A 14578-nucleotide genomic window follows, 5' to 3' on the forward strand; every position below is an offset into this window, starting at 1 on the left:
GGGTGGGATGGGACGGCCCGGCCTGCTAGGGTGCCCCGCGAAGCCGGGGCATACGCCCCCAAAACCATATCCGGAGGCCACCCCCCACCCATGGTGCATGAGACCCCCCTGATCGCCATCATCGTCGGCGGCCTTGGCTGCGCCTTCGTCCTGGGCGCCATCGCCACCCGCCTGCGCATCTCCCCCCTGGTGGGGTATTTGCTGGCGGGGGTCATCCTGGGCCCGTTCACGCCGGGCTTCGTCGCCGACCAGCACCTGGCGTCGCAGCTGGCGGAGATCGGCGTCATCCTGCTGATGTTCGGGGTGGGCCTGCATTTCTCCCTGTCCGATCTCATGTCGGTGAAACTGATCGCCATTCCGGGCGCGCTGGCACAGATCGGCGTCGCCACCCTGATGGGCATGGGCTTGGCCCGCCTGATGGGCTGGGGCCTGGGGGCGGGGTTGGTCTTCGGCCTGGCCCTGTCGGTCGCCAGCACGGTGGTGCTGTTACGCACGCTGCAGGAACGCCGGCTGATGGAAACGCAGGGCGGCAAGATCGCCATCGGCTGGCTGGTGGTGGAGGACATGGCCATGGTGCTGGCGCTGGTGCTGCTGCCGGCGCTGGGTGACCTGCTGGGCGGCATGGGCTCGCCCCCCCTGTCGCAGTTGGCCCTGACCCTGGCGTTGACCCTGGGCAAGGTGGCCCTGTTCGTCGCCCTGATGCTGGTGGGCGGGCGCCGGCTGATCCCCTGGGTGTTGCACCGCGTCACCCAGACCGGTTCACGTGAGCTGTTCCGCCTGGCCGTGCTGGCAGTGGCGTTGGGCGTGGCCTTCGGCGCGGCCGAGCTGTTCGGCGTGTCCTTCGCGCTGGGCGCCTTTTTCGCCGGCATGACCCTGGCCGAATCCCCCCTGGCGCATGAGGCGGCAGAGGAATCGCTGCCGCTGCGCGACGCCTTCGCCGTGCTGTTCTTCGTGTCGGTGGGCATGCTGTTCGACTGGCACATCCTGATCGACCATCCGCTGCCCCTACTGGGCACCCTGGCCATCATCCTGGTGGGCAAGGTGGTGGCAGCCTACGTGCTGGTGCGCGCCTTCCGCCACAGCGTCCCCACGGCACTGACCATCGCCGGCGGTCTGGCGCAGATCGGCGAATTCTCCTTCATCCTGGCAGCGTTCGGCGTGGATCTGGGCCTGCTGCCCCCCACGGGGCAAAGCCTGATCCTGGCGGGCGCCATCCTGTCCATCCTGTTGAACCCGCTGGTGTTCATCGGCCTGCAGCGCCTGGCCGCCCGGCGCCAACGCAAAGCGGCGGCGGCCACCGGCGAGGCGGAGACGGCGGAGGCCCCGGCCAAGGTCAAGACCTTTTCTGCACCGGAACCTACCGCCCTGACCGACCATGCCATCATCATCGGGTACGGCCGTGTCGGTCGCCTGGTGGGCGAGGCCCTGCGCCAGGACGGCACGCCCGTGCTGGTGGTGGAAGAGGACGCTGGCATCCTGGAACAACTGCGCGGCGCCGGGCAGGAGGTCATCGCCGGCAATGCGGCCCAGCCGGATGTGTTGGCCGCCGCCAACCTGGATGGCGCGCGGTGGCTGTTCGTGGCCGTGCCCAACAGCTTCGAGGCGGGGCAGGTGGTGGCCCAGGCGCGCAAGCGCAACCCGCATCTGGACATCATCGCCCGCGCCCATACCGACGCCGCCGTGGACCATCTGCGCCAGCACGGCGCCAGCCTGGTCATCATGGGCGAGCGGGAAATCGCCCAGGCCATGCTGTCCCACACCCACGGCCTGCGCATCCCCGACCCCGCCCCCAGCCGAACGGATCCGCCCGACGGCGTGGTGGCTGAGGCGGTATAATCAAGTTTTGCGGCCGAGGGCCGTTGCCAACAGGGGGGATGGACTGTCGGCAAAGGGGTTGACCAGGGTGACCCCACCCAAAGTCCGACCATCCTGGCCATCTTCGGTGATCAACAATCGACACCCCGCCCGTTTGGCGGTCGCCCATATCATGGCATCCCAGAATGACCAGTTATGGGCGGCCACCGCGTCCATGGCTTCCACCAGGCAAATCTCGTCCGCCGCCACGACGGGCAAAGCGTCGCGCCATACCTGAACCATGGCCGCCGCCCGCACAGCCGGCACCTTGTGACGCCCTGTCAACGTGCGAAACAATTCCGCCAGCGCCTGAACCGTCAGGACGCAGTCACGCCCACGAGCCCGCGCCAAGACGTCCACCGCTTTGCGATGTCTTTCCCCGGCCTGGTTGTCAGCGGCGTAGACTAGAACGTTCGTGTCGATTGTGAACCGCATGGACACGCTCAGCGGTCCTCATACAACTCATCCCGGCTGAAGGTTCCGCCCCCCAGGGGCAGTCCTTCCTCAAGCATCGCCAACAGCCTATCCCAAGCCCCCTCATCCGCCGGAGCCGTATAGGGCACGAGCTTGGCAACCGGCGTCCCTCTGCGGGTAATGATCACGGTTTCCCCATCAGCGGCTTCGCCAAGAATGTCCGAGAACTGCTGATTGGCATCACGGGCCGAAACAATGCGGGTCATGATAGTCGCCAAGGGGTGGGATTGAGAGCCACCCTGCCAGAATGGCCCCCGCAATCCCCTGAATCAAGGGCAATGTAGGTACATACCTACATCGCCCTTTCCGCTTTCACCGACCCGTCTCCGGCAGCACCGGCTTGCGGTCCGGGTAGGCCGGGCGGGTGAAGGTCTGGGGCGGGTTTTTGGCCAGTTGGTCCAGCGCCACGGCCACCGCCTTTTCCAGCTGCGGGTCGTGGCCCTGGCGCACCAGGGCGGGGTCCTGCTCCACCTCCACATCCGGCGGGATACCGATGTTCTCCACCTCCCACTCGCCATGGGTGCCGTAGAGCGCCCAGCGCGGCGCGGTGATGGAGCCGCCGTCCATCAGCGGGGGATAGCCGCCGATGCCCACCAGGCCGCCCCAGGTGCGCACCCCCACCAGGGTGCCCAGCTTGGCCTTGCGGAACAGCCAGGGCAGCGCGTCGCCGCCGGAGCCCGACATCTGGTTGATGATCATGACCTTGGGACCGTAAATGGCCTGCGCCGGCTCCACCATCTCCTCTCCCTCGCGGGTGGCGTCGATCATCTGCGGCGTCTTCTTCATCTGTTCGACGATGAAGTCCGCGATCTGGCCGCCATGGTTGAAGCGCTCATCCACGATGGCGCCCTGCTTGCCCACCTGCGAGTAGTAGTAGCGGTTGAAGTTGGCGAAGCCGCCCGCCGCCGTGTCCGGCAGGTAGACGTAGGCCAGGCGCCCGCCCGACAGCTGGTCCACCTTGCGCCGGTTCTCCTCCATCCAGGTGTGCAGGCGCAGCTTGGTTTCCGAGGGCAAGGGCACCACCGTCACCTGGCGCGACCCGCTGCCGTCGGCCTTGGGGCCCACGGTCAGCACCGTCTGCTTGCCGGCCGTGCCCAGGAAGTAGCGGTAGACCTCCTGGTCCGTCTTGACCTCGTTGCCGTTGACCGCCAGCAACAGGTCACCCACGGCGACGTTGACGCCCGGCTGGGTCAGGGGCGCCCGGGCGCCGGGCGTCCAGTTCTCGCCCTCCAGGATGCGGGCGAACTGGTAACGGCCGGCCACGACGCGGTAGTCGGCGCCCAGCAGGCCGACGCTGACCTTGTCCTGCTTGGGGAAGGCGCCGCCGCCCACGAAGGTGTGGCCCAGGCCGATGTGCCCGGTCATCTCCGCGAACAGGGTGTTAAGGTCCACGCGGCCCGCCAGCGCCTCCAGGAAGGGGGCGTAGACCTGTTCAGCCTTGGCCAAATCCAGGCCCTGGGCCTTGGGGTCGTAGAGGAAGTCGCGCTCGATGCGCCAGGCCTCATGGTACATCTGCCGCCACTCGGCCCGGGGGTCGACCCAGACCTGCATCTCATCCAGCTTCAGGGCGCCGGCCCCGGCGTCGGGCGCCTTGTCGGCGCCGTTCACGAACCAGCGGCCGTGCTGGGCGTACAGCACCTTGCGCCCATCGGCGGAGACGAAGAAGCTGCCGGCGTCCACGCCATCCACGAACTTGTCGGTCTTGCGCGTCTTCAGGTCGAAGCGCGCGACCTCCAGGCTGGGCGGGCCGTTCTCGTCGCCATCCAGGTAATCCTCGTCCGTCAGGGCCACGGGCTGGGCGGCGGCGAAGACGATACCCTCCGTCCCGACCTCGATGCCCGCCAGGTTCACGCGCGGGATGGGCAGGGCCAGGGTGCGCTGGTCCAGGCCGGCGAAGTCGATGCGGACCTCCGCAACCTTCTTGCCATCACCCTTCTTGTCATCCCCTTTCTTGTCGCCATCATCCTGGCCGGCCTTCTTGCCATCGCCGGCCGCTTCCTCATCACTCTCCGGCGCCAGGGGTGAGGGCAGGTCGCGGCGCAGCACCATGACGTAGACGCGTCCGTCGGTGGCGCGGCCCATGCTGGACATGTCCAGCCAGCCCTGGTCCAGGCCGTTGTTGGTAAAGGCCACGAAGTACAGGTACTTGCCGCCGCGGTCGAAGCGGGGGGATGCGGCGTTGCTGCGCCCGTCCGTCACCATCTGCGTCTTCTTGTCGGCCAGGCTGTAGACGTAGATGCCGTGCAGGTGGTTGGGCAGCTGCTTGGCGTAAGCGATCCAGCGGCTGTCCGGCGACCACGCCGGGTTCAGCTGGCTGGCCGGGCTATCATAGCGGTCGGTGTCCACCTTCACCGGTGTGGGATGATCCACATCGACCACCCACAGGTTCAGCCGCTTGTCGGTGTAGACGATCTTCTTGCTGTCGGGCGACCACAGCGGCCCGTAGAAATAGCTGGGCGGCTGGCCCAGGCCGATGACCTTCACCGGCCCCAGCCCATCGGCGGAGCGCAGGTGCAGGGCGTACTCCCCACCCTGGTCGGAGAACCAGGCCACGGTCTTGCCGTCCGGCGACCAGGCGGGGTCGCGGTCGGCCACGCCGGGGCTTTGCGTCAGGTTGCGCACGTCGCCCTTTTCCGCCGGCACGGACAGGATCTCGCCATGGGTTTCGAACAGCACCCGCTTGCCGGTGGGCGAGAGGGCCGCGTGCAGGATCTGGCCCGGATCCAGAGTTTCCAGGTGGGCCCGGGTCTGCGGCAGTTCGCCGGAGATGGTCACCGGCACGGCATGCGCCTGGCGGGTCGTGGTGTCGTATAGGTTCAGGGTGCCGAACTGGTCATAGACGATACCGCCCGGGCCGGCCGCCGCCGACTGGATGTCGAAGCCCCTCTCATTACGGACAACGGACGTGACCTTGGCCGTCTTGACGTCATAGGCGTAGAGGGCCACCGGCCCCTCGCGGTCCGACAGGAAATAGACGGTGTCGCCCACCCACAGCGGATTGCGGTCGTTGGAGTTGTCGCGCGGGATCTTGACCACGCTGCTGTCGCTCAGCGCGGCGATCCACACGCGCGAGGTCTGGCCGCCGCGGTAATGCTTCCACGCCGGCTGCCACTGCGAGAAGGGCACGTAGGCCAGGCGGCCGCCGTCCGGCGAATAGCTGGCCTGGAAGCCGGAGGGCAGCGGCAGCTGGGTGGCGGTGCCGCCGGTGACGGGGATGGTATAGAGCTGCTCCAGATCACGCGGCGTGGTGCGCGGTGTGCGGAACAGCACGTTCTTGCCGTCCGGCGTCCAGCCCACCGCCACGTCGCGGCCGGGGTGCCAGGTCAGGCGCTGCGGCTGGCCGCCGGTGGCGGGCACAACATAGACGTCGGTGTTGCCATCATAGGTACCGGTGTAGGCGACCAGGCTGCCGTCGGGGGAGAAGACGGGACCACTGTTCTGCCCCTGGCCCGCCACCAGCAGGGTGGCCTGGCCACCGGCGCGTGGCACGGTCCAGATCTGCCCGCCGTAATCGAAAGCGATCAGGCTGGCCGACAGGCTGGGATGCTGCAACATCAGGGGCGGCGGGGCGGAGGCGGACCTTGCCCCCGGGGGCGGTGCTTCGGGCGGCTTCGTCTGGGCCTGGGCATAGGAACCGGACAAGGAAACGGGAAGCAACAGGCACGCGAGCGCCACGCCAAGCCAACGCATCAGACACCGCCGGGTTGTGAAAAGGCAGGCAGTAATTGTTCCATACCGTGTCGGCCCGCGCCATGGCGCAGAACCGGCCGGCAACGATTTCTGGCATCGGCGCCTGGAACGATTTCATTTGTCAAAATACGCGCCGCAAATGGTGCCGCCATAGGGCAAGACATAAGGCAAGATAAGGGGGCCACGCCGCCGCCGGGGGGATGCGGCGCGGCCTGCGGGGGACGGTTCGATGGGGTGGACAAGGGTGGCCACGGCACTGTTGTGCACGGCCTTGGTGACGACGAACACGCGGGGTGCCGGCAACGCCGTGCCGCCCACGGATGACGCCTACCCACCCCCGGCGCGCGCGCAGAACGATGAGGTCTTCACCATCGTCTATCCCCGCGCCACGGAGAGCGCCACCGACCCCCGGGATGAGTATCCCCTGGGCCTGCTGCGTCTGGCCTTGAATAAGGTGGGCGCACGCTACACCATCCGGCCCAGCACCACGGTCATGGAGCAGGCCCGCGCCGCCGTGGCGCTGCAACAGGGGACGGAGGTGACGCTGCTGTGGAACGGCATGTCCGCCAAGCTGGAACGGGAGCTGCGGCCCATCCGCATCCCCCTGTTCCGGGGGGTGCTGGGCTATCGCCTGTTCATCATCAACAAGGCGGCGCAGGCCAAGTTTTCCGCCGTCCGCACCCTGGACGACCTGAAGCGCCTGACCGCCGGCCAGGCCCTGGGCTGGCCCGACGTCGACATTCTGCAGGCGGCGGGCCTGCCGGTGGAAGCCTTCCGCTATGACCTGCTGTTCCGCCTGGTGGGCCTGAACCGCATCGATTACTTCCCCCGCGGCGCCAACGAGATCTTTGCCGAGGTCGCCCACCGCACGCCCGACGTGCCCGACCTGGCGGTGGAAAGCGATCTTGTCCTGGTCTACCCCTTCGACAGCTTTTTCTACACCAGCAAGGCCAACGAGGCCCTGGCCGCCGCCATCGAGAGGGGGCTGCTGAAAGCTTATGAGGACGGCAGCTTCCTGAAATACTTCAACGACAGCCCCTACATCCGCCAGATGCTGACCGAAGCCCATCTGGACAGCCGTCGCCGCATCGAGATTCCCAATCCGCTGCTGTCGCCGGAGACGGCGGCCCTGCCGGACCGGTTCTGGTATGGGAGGGACGGGCGGTGACCGGGCTAAGCGTCACCTGCCCTTGCCCAGCTTGGCCAGAACCTGGTTGATGGCAGCGCGCACGCCCGGCTTGTCGATGATCTCCCCGCAATAGAGAAGGGGCAGCGCCTTGCCTTGCTGCGGGCTGCCTTCATCCCGCGCCACCGGCATGTCGCCCTTGGCCAGGACCGCCGTCACGGCCGCCTTCACCGGCGCCAACATCTCTGGATCACGGCCTCTGCCTTGCACGATAGTCTCGCCCCAGCCATAGCCCTGGTCCTTCAGGTAAGGCCGGTCCTGAGCCATCAAACAGGTAGCGATGGCATAGCCCTCAACATCCCGTTGCGCCTCACTTCGCCCTGCGGCGAGGGCGGCGGACGCGGTCAGGCATGCGAGTAGCATCAGTAGATAACGCGGCATCGCACAGCACCTCGCGTAAAGCGCCCCTCACAACACCGGCACAGGCCCCAGCGGAAACCGCTGCTTGATGCGGGCCAGCAGGCTGTCGCGCACTTGGCGGTAGGCGGCCAGGCGGGTCTCGCGGTTGCCTTCGATGAAGCTGGGGTCGAAGGTGTGCCAGAATTCCACGTCGCAGGCGGTGGTGCGGGTCATTTCCACGGCGCGGTGCTGCGCCTCCGGCGACAGTGACACCACCAGGTCGAAGCTGGTGTCCTCCAACTGGTCGAAGGTCTTGGCGCGGTGGCGGCTGATGTCGATGCCCATTTCCTCCATCACTGCGGCGGCGAAGGGGTCGGGGTCGCCCTCGCGCACGCCGGCGCTGTCGACATAGAGGCGGTGGCCGTGCAGGTGGCGCAAGAGCGCCGCGGCCATGGGGGAACGGATGGAATTGTGGGTGCAGGCGAACAGCACGCTGGTGATCTGGGCCGGGTGCACGGCAGGGGCGAAGGCGGCGAAAGGATCCGGGCGCTCCGCCATCTTTCCCCTCAGCCCCGGATATGCAGGACGCAGATGAGGGTGAACAAGCGGCGGGCGGTGCCATGGTCCATGGTCACCTTGGCGGCCAGCCGCTCGCGCAGCAGGTCGGAGCCCTCGTTGTGCAGGCCCCGCCGGCCCATGTCGATGGCCTCGATCTGCGACGGGCTGGCGGTCTTGATGGCCTTGTAATAGCCCTCGCAGATCAGGAAATAGTCGCGGATGACCGTGCGCAGGGGTGTCAGCGGCAGGGTGATGCGATCAACCTCCGCATCCCCTTCGTCCCGCAGATCGAAGACCATGCGGTTGTCCTCGATGGACAGGAACAGGCGATAGGGCCCGGCGTCCGGATGGTCCACCAGCTGGAACTGCTGGTTCTCCTCCACCAGGTCGAACAGCGCCACCGCCCGCTCATGCTCCACCTCCGGCCGGCGGCGGATGGCCGTCTGCTCGACCAGCTCGACGTGAACGATGCGCTGGCGGCCAGCGTCCGGCTTCGGGGCGTCCGACATGCCCGCGCCCCTTCAGCGGCCCAGCCGGACGCGAACCGACAGCGCGTGCGCGCCCAGCCCCTCCGCATCGGCCAGGATGGCGGCCTGCGGCCCCAGCCGGCCCAGGCTGGCGGCGTCGCAGCCCACCAGGGTGGTCCGCTTCATGAAGTCCAGCACGTTGAGGCCGGAGGAGAAGCGGGCGCTGCGGGCCGTGGGCAGCACGTGGTTGGGGCCCGCGATGTAGTCGCCGATGGCCTCGGGCGTGTAGCGGCCCAGGAAGATGGCGCCGGCGTGGTTGACCTTGGCCGCCAGCGCGTCCGGATCGGCCACCGCCAGTTCCAGATGCTCCGGCGCCAGGCGGTCCACCAGGGCCGCCGCCTCGTCCAGGTCGCGCACCAGGACGATGGCGCCGTTGTTGCGCCAGCTGGCCCCGGCGATGACGGCGCGGGGCAGGGTCTTCAGGTGGGTGTCCACCGCCGCGCGCACCGCCTGGATGAAGGCCGCGTCATCGCTGATCAGGATGGATTGGGCGCTGCTGTCATGCTCGGCTTGGGACAACAGGTCGGCCGCGATCCAGCTGGGGTCGTTGGCGCCGTCGGCCACCACCAGGATTTCCGAGGGGCCGGCGATCATGTCGATGCCCACGGTGCCGAACACCTGGCGCTTGGCGGCGGCGACATAGGCGTTGCCGGGCCCCACGATCTTGTCCACCGGGCGGATGGTGGCCGTGCCATAGGCCAGCGCCGCCACCGCCTGGGCGCCACCCACGCGGTAGATCTCATCCACGCCGGCGATGCGGGCGGCCGCCAGCACCAGGGGGGACAGCGCCCCCTCCGGCGTCGGCACCACCATCGCCAGCCGCTTCACGCCCGCGACCTTGGCCGGGATGGCGTTCATGAGGACGGAGCTGGGGTAGGAGGCGAGGCCGCCGGGCACATACAGGCCCACGGCGGACAGCGGTGTCCAGCGTGCGCCCAGGCGCACGCCCGCCTCGTCCACGTAATCGTAGGTGTCGGGCGTCTGGCGGCGGTGGAAGGCCTCGATACGGCCGACGGCGACCTTCAGCGCCTCGATCACCTCGGGGTCGCAGGCGGCCACGGCGGCCTCGATCTCGCACTCCGCGATACGCAGCCGGTCGGGTGTCAGGTCCAGCTGGTCCCAGCGGCTGGTGTATTTGATCAGCGCCTCATCCCCGTGCAGACGCACGTCGCGCAGCACCTCGGCCACGGCGTCGGCCACGTCGCTCTGGGATTCCCGCTTGGCATGCAGCAGCCGGTCGAAGTCCGCCTCGAAGCCGGCATCGGTGGTGCGCAGTTCACGCGGCATGGGTGACAACCTCCGTGAAACGGTTGATCCAGTCCTGGATCTCCGGATGGCGGGTCTTGAAAGCGGCGCGATTGACGATAAGGCGCGAGGTCACGTCGGCAATATGCTCGATCTCCACCAGGCCATTGGCCTTCAGGGTGGCGCCGCTGGACACCAGATCGACGATGCGCTGGCACAGGCCCAGGCTGGGCGCCAGTTCCATGGCGCCGTTCAGCTTGATGCATTCCGCCTGCACGCCGCGGCGGGCGAAGTGGCGGCGGGTGACCTCCGGATACTTGGTGGCCACGCGCACATGGCTCCAGCGCGAGGGGTCGTCGCCCTGCGCCTCGGCCACCGGCTCGGCCACGGCCAGGCGGCAATGGCCGATGCCCAGGTCCAGGGGCGCGTAGATTTCGGGATAGTCGAATTCCATCAGCACGTCGTTGCCGCACACGCCCATCTGGGCGGCGCCGAAGGCGACGAAGGTGGCGAGGTCGAAGCTGCGCACGCGGATGATCTCCACATGCGGCAGGTTGGTGGCGAAGCGCAGCGCCCGGCTTTTGGGATCGTCGAACGCGGCTTCGGGCCGCAGGCCCACCGCCTCCAGCAGCGGCCGCACCTCATCCAGGATGCGACCCTTGGGCAGGGCCAGGGTCAGCCGCTCCGGCGCGCCGGACGCGGCGGCGCTATGCGCGTGCCCGGATGTCGAAACCGGGGCGGTGGCGACCGGGGACAACGGGGCGGATGGTGGCGGCGCGGCGGCAGGCATGGAAACGCGGGCTCCGAAGGACGAACCCCATTCCGGGTCCGGAGGGCCGCAGAATAGCAGATCGTCCGCCCCCGCCAACGCCTTGGGTTGGAGGGCAGCCCTGTCTGTTTGCACAGGGGGCTGCCCCAGGAACCCGCCCTTGCTGGCCCGGCCTTACTGGTTCTGAGGCGCCTGGCCCTTGGCCGGCAGGGTAGCCAGCGCCGCCTTGCAGTCAGGCGACAGCTTGTCCTCATGCGCCTTCAGGCAGGCGAGGATGCGGCCGCCGCCGGGCTGTTCGTCCTTGCACAAGGCCTGGCGGTCGGGCTGGCAGGCCTTCATGGCGGCGCGCGCGGCGGGATGGGCCGGCTGGCCATCCTGGGACTGGGCGAAGGCCACCATGGGCGCCAGGACCAACGACAGGGCGAGGGAAGTGCCGACAAGCGTCTTGGACATCATTTCAGGTATCCGTGTTGGAGGGGGACAGGGACGGCCATTTCCGCCGCCTGGCCCTGGTACGCCACGCCCCCCGCCAACTATTCGATCCCGTTTTTCAAAAATCCTGCGAACCCGCCCGAACACGGAAGGGCACGGCCTGCGTATCAGCGCCAAATCCACCGTTTCCCGCGAGGTTCGGCCATGGCCATCCTGGGTGGCGCCAGCGTCCTTCCCCTGAAGTTCTACCCCTTCGTCGCGGCCGCCGTGGCGGCGGAGGTGGCGTGGTACGCCGCGCGGCGGCGGCCCTATCCCTGGTCGGAAACCGCGACCTCGGTGGCGGTCCTGCTGATGCGCATCCCCATGAAGCTGGTGCTGGCCGGCGTCGTGGCGCCGGTGGCCTGGTATGCCTGGACCCACCGCATCGCCACCGTGCCGCTGGACCGCTGGTGGGGTCTGACCCTGCTGTTTGCGGGAGAGGAGTTCTGCTACTACTGGGGCCATCGCCTGGGTCATGAGGTGCGCTGGGTCTGGGCATCGCACAGCGTCCACCATTCCCCCACCGCCTTGCACCTGGCCAGCGCCTTTCGGCTGGGGGTGACGGAAGTGCTGTCCTGCGGCTGGCTGGTCTACGTTCCCCTGTATTTCCTGGGCTTCAACCCGGTGGCGGTGGCCGCGATGCTGGCGCTGAACCTGTTCTATCAGTTCTGGCTGCATACCGAGGCGGTGGGCACCCTGGGCCCGCTGGAATGGGTGCTGAACACCCCCGCCCACCACCGGGTGCACCATGCCAGCAACCCGGAATACCTGGATCGCAACTACGGTGGCGTGGTCATCGTCTGGGACCGGCTATTCAGCACCTTCGGCCAGGCGTCGCCCGACGCGCCACTGACCTACGGCCTGGCCCATGTCGCGCCCAGCGCCAACCCGCTGGTGGTGTGCCTGCGCGAGTGGACGGCCATGGCCCGTGACGTGGCCCGGGCGCAGGGGGTGCGCGCCCGCCTGCGCCAGCTGTTCGGCCGCCCCGGCGACAGCCTGAGCGCGCGGGGCGCGTCCTTGCGACAGGACGTCCCGTGACGGGCCAGCAGCCCTGGGGCCGCCTGCCCGCCGCCCATGGGGACGATGGGGCGGACGACGACGCCCTGATGGCCCGCGTCGCCCAGGGGGACGAGCGGGCGCTGCGCCAGGTGGGCCAGCGCCACTATGCGGCCACCTGGCGACTGGCCAAGCGCCTGCTGACCTCGGAGGCGGAGGCCGACGACGTGGCGCAGGAGGTGCTGGTGCGGGTGTGGAACCATGCGGCACGCTGGACGCCCGGCCGCGCCCAGCTGTCCACCTGGCTGTACACCGTCACCTACCGGCTGTGCCTCGACCGCCTGCGCGGTCGCCGGCACGCCCCGCTGGAGGCGGCGATGGACGTGGCCGACCCCAGTGAGGGGGCCGCCGAGACTATGGAACGCCGGTCGGAACAACGGCGCGTGCGCGATGCCCTGGCCAGCCTGCCGGAAAAGCAGCGCGCAGCCCTGGTGCTGTTCTATTACCAGGAAATGCCGGGGCCCCAGGCGTCGGCCGTGCTGGGCTTGAACCTGCGCGCTTACTGGTCGCTGCTGTACCGTGCCCGGGGCGCGCTGGAGCGGGCGCTGACCAGGGGCGGCAAGGAGCCTTTTGGAAGGAAGGGTGAGCCATGACCATTGAGGAATTCGCCCAGTTGCTGGCGGCCCACGGGCCGGACATCGACCATTGGCCGCCGAGGGCCCGGCGCGCCGCCCATGGCTTGCGTGCCCAGAATGCGGACGCGCGCGACCTGTGGGAAGCCGCCTTGCGTCGCTGGGCCCCGCTTGCCGGCGACGGCCTGGAAGAAGATGCGCCGGGCGCGGCCCGCGTCCAGGCCGGCATCGACGCCAGCCTGCGCCGCATCCGCCAGCGGCAGGTTCCGGCCCCGTCGATCCCATGGCTGTCCTGGCGGCCGGCCGGCGCCGTCTTCGCCACCATGGCGGTGGCCGGCTGGCTGGCCGGCACCTGGCTGACGCCGCCGGCCGAGGCGGCGGCGCCAGCCACGGCCTCGCTGGCCACCCTGTTCACCCTGGCGGGTGTGGGCGGTGACTGGCTGGGGGGGTAGCGCCCCCGTTCCCGTCCGCCCAATTCTTCACCGAAGGTTTGCCCCCATGCGCTCACCGGTTCTGCGCTTCCTCTTCCTCCTGTCCCTGGCCCTGAACTTGTTCCTGCTGGCCTTCCTGGGCGCCCAGCAATGGCGCCAGCGGACGGCCCTGGGCGCCCTGCCCCCGGTGCTGGCCCGCTCCGCCGCCGGCAACGCGCTGGCCACCCTGGTGGGGCAGTTGGCGGAACAGCTACCGGCGGGGGATCGCAGCCTGCTGCGCGGCGCCATCGTCAGTCATATGGCGCAGCTGGAGGCGGCGCAGGGCCGCTTCACCGCCGCCATGGATCAGGTGCGGGCGGAAATCGACCGCACGCCGCTGGACCCCGACGCCCTGCGCGCCGCCATGGCCAACGCCCGCGAACAGCGCCAACCCATCGGCCCGGTGTTGGAGGACATCATGATGGAGGTGCTGCCCAAGATGTCGCCCGAGGGCCGGCATGTCCTGGCCCAATACCGCGGACGCTGACGCGCCTCTCACGGCAGGACCGCCCGATGCAGCTCCACCGCCGCGAAGGCCAGGAAGGCCAGGCCGGCGGTAATGTCCAGCGCCCGTGCCACGCGCGGCGCCATCATGCCGCGCAAGGCCGCCACACCCGCCACCAGCACCACCCACCACAACAGGGACCCCGCCGCCACGCCCGCCACCGTGGTGGCAATGCGCAGGCGCGCCACCTCCGCGCCGGCAAGGGCCGAGAGGGGAACGAAGGCCGTCAGCATGGCGGCGAAGACGATGATGGTGGGCGGATTGGTCAGGGTCAGCAGGAAGGAGGAGGCCCAGGCGCGCGGCAGAGACAGCGTCGAAAGGGCAGCGGGCCGGCTATTGCCCTGTAGCGTTTCAGGGCCAGCGGGCTTGGGCCGCAGGGCGGCATAGGCCAGCCAGCCCAGGAACAGCCCCGCCAGCAGGTGCAGCGGCCGGCCATGGTGGGTGACGAAGGCCGAGACCTCCGTCAAGCCCAAGGCGGCGACACCGGCGTAGACGCCGTCGCCGGTGGCGATGCCGGCCCCGGTGGCCAGGCCCAGGCGCCAGCCGCCGGCCAGCGTCCGCCGCATGCACAGGAAGGCCATGGGGCCCACCGGCGCCGCCACGCCCAGGCCCAGCAGCATGGCCTTCAGGAAGACGCCGGCGAAAGCGGCGGGCAAGAACAGGTTGGGCGCGATGGTGATCAGCGTGTCCAAGTCCATGAGAACCATCCCAATTTTAAAAGGTCGTTCCCGCGCCGCGCCGGCATTGCCAGGGTGGTGACGCCACCGCCCCGCAAGGGATGGGACGGCGGCATCGGCGGGATTGGGGCACAACAAAAAGCCCCGCGGGCAGCTGCTCGCGGGGCCTGTTATCGGGTGTGTCG

The 14578-nt window shown here is 69.1% G+C and carries 16 protein-coding genes; 6 read left to right on the forward strand and 10 right to left on the reverse strand.

All coding sequences use genetic code 11. The annotated features are described in order from the left end of the window. Window positions 1-90: 90 nt before the first annotated feature. Entirely contained in the window at window positions 91-1836 is a 1746-nt protein-coding gene (gene ybaL / locus Y958_RS21105; protein WP_088873826.1) for a YbaL family putative K(+) efflux transporter, read from the forward strand. On the opposite strand, the gene Y958_RS21110 is transcribed toward ybaL, so the two are convergent. The 3 genes from Y958_RS21110 to Y958_RS21120 form a co-directional block, all read right to left on the reverse strand. Then, a complete protein-coding gene (locus Y958_RS21110) occupies window positions 1837-2289 on the reverse strand; it encodes a PIN domain-containing protein (RefSeq protein WP_040845534.1) in 453 nt (150 codons plus the stop codon). Window positions 2290-2297: 8 nt separating this feature from the next. After that, complete coding sequence (locus Y958_RS21115) at window positions 2298-2534, reverse strand: type II toxin-antitoxin system Phd/YefM family antitoxin (protein ID WP_040845528.1); 237 nt, start codon at window positions 2532-2534, stop codon at window positions 2298-2300. Between the two features lie 106 nt (window positions 2535-2640). Further along, window positions 2641-5883 (reverse strand): S41 family peptidase, encoded by a 3243-nt coding sequence (locus Y958_RS21120; protein WP_244909493.1) that lies wholly within the window; start codon window positions 5881-5883, stop codon window positions 2641-2643. Window positions 5884-6247: 364 nt separating this feature from the next. On the opposite strand from Y958_RS21120, the gene Y958_RS21125 reads away from it, so the two are divergent. Next, on the forward strand, window positions 6248-7186 hold the full coding sequence (locus tag Y958_RS21125; RefSeq protein WP_244909494.1) for a type 2 periplasmic-binding domain-containing protein: 939 nt from the start codon (window positions 6248-6250) through the stop codon (window positions 7184-7186). 12 nt (window positions 7187-7198) lie between these two features. Here Y958_RS21125 and Y958_RS21130 read toward each other — a convergent pair whose 3' ends face one another. The 6 genes from Y958_RS21130 to Y958_RS21155 all read right to left on the reverse strand — a co-directional run bounded on the left by Y958_RS21130 (window position 7199) and on the right by Y958_RS21155 (window position 11098). Then, a complete protein-coding gene (locus Y958_RS21130) occupies window positions 7199-7471 on the reverse strand; it encodes a hypothetical protein (RefSeq protein ID WP_088873827.1) in 273 nt (90 codons plus the stop codon). Window positions 7472-7612: 141 nt separating this feature from the next. After that, the gene (locus Y958_RS21135; RefSeq protein WP_004272607.1) at window positions 7613-8101 is read right to left on the reverse strand and encodes an arsenate-mycothiol transferase ArsC; all 489 of its coding nucleotides are present in this window, start codon (window positions 8099-8101) and stop codon (window positions 7613-7615) included. 8 nt (window positions 8102-8109) lie between these two features. Beyond that, window positions 8110-8610 carry a UPF0262 family protein gene (locus Y958_RS21140; RefSeq protein ID WP_004272608.1) on the reverse strand — a complete coding sequence of 167 codons (501 nt, stop codon included), beginning with the start codon at window positions 8608-8610 and terminating at the stop codon, window positions 8110-8112. 12 nt (window positions 8611-8622) lie between these two features. Further along, the gene (gene hisD, locus Y958_RS21145; RefSeq protein ID WP_088873828.1) at window positions 8623-9915 is read right to left on the reverse strand and encodes a histidinol dehydrogenase; all 1293 of its coding nucleotides are present in this window, start codon (window positions 9913-9915) and stop codon (window positions 8623-8625) included. Beyond that, window positions 9905-10663 (reverse strand): ATP phosphoribosyltransferase, encoded by a 759-nt coding sequence (gene hisG / locus Y958_RS21150; protein WP_088873829.1) that lies wholly within the window; start codon window positions 10661-10663, stop codon window positions 9905-9907. Before hisG ends, hisD begins: the two co-directional genes overlap by 11 nt. Window positions 10664-10816: 153 nt before the next feature. Next, entirely contained in the window at window positions 10817-11098 is a 282-nt protein-coding gene (locus tag Y958_RS21155; protein ID WP_211098636.1) for a cysteine rich repeat-containing protein, read from the reverse strand. A 180-nt stretch (window positions 11099-11278) separates the two neighbouring features. Between Y958_RS21155 and Y958_RS21160 the strand changes: the two genes are divergently transcribed. Genes Y958_RS21160 through Y958_RS21175 form a run of 4 tightly spaced genes read left to right on the forward strand, consistent with a single transcriptional unit; the run spans window position 11279 to window position 13698 of the window. Then, the gene (locus Y958_RS21160; protein WP_088873830.1) at window positions 11279-12151 is read left to right on the forward strand and encodes a sterol desaturase family protein; all 873 of its coding nucleotides are present in this window, start codon (window positions 11279-11281) and stop codon (window positions 12149-12151) included. Continuing rightward, entirely contained in the window at window positions 12148-12762 is a 615-nt protein-coding gene (locus tag Y958_RS21165; RefSeq protein ID WP_088873831.1) for a sigma-70 family RNA polymerase sigma factor, read from the forward strand. The genes Y958_RS21160 and Y958_RS21165 overlap by 4 nt, the downstream gene beginning before the upstream one ends. Further along, window positions 12759-13193, forward strand: coding sequence for a hypothetical protein (locus Y958_RS21170; protein WP_088873832.1), 435 nt, complete (start codon window positions 12759-12761; stop codon window positions 13191-13193). The genes Y958_RS21165 and Y958_RS21170 overlap by 4 nt, the downstream gene beginning before the upstream one ends. Before the next feature lie 46 nt (window positions 13194-13239). After that, window positions 13240-13698, forward strand: coding sequence for a periplasmic heavy metal sensor (locus Y958_RS21175; protein ID WP_088873833.1), 459 nt, complete (start codon window positions 13240-13242; stop codon window positions 13696-13698). Between the two features lie 8 nt (window positions 13699-13706). Here Y958_RS21175 and Y958_RS21180 read toward each other — a convergent pair whose 3' ends face one another. Then, a complete protein-coding gene (locus Y958_RS21180) occupies window positions 13707-14414 on the reverse strand; it encodes a LysE family translocator (protein WP_211098637.1) in 708 nt (235 codons plus the stop codon). Between the last annotated feature and the right edge of the window lie 164 nt (window positions 14415-14578).

The sequence above is a fragment of the Nitrospirillum viridazoti CBAmc genome, assembly GCF_000730165.1.
Taxonomy (GTDB): Bacteria; Pseudomonadota; Alphaproteobacteria; order Azospirillales; family Azospirillaceae; genus Nitrospirillum; species Nitrospirillum viridazoti.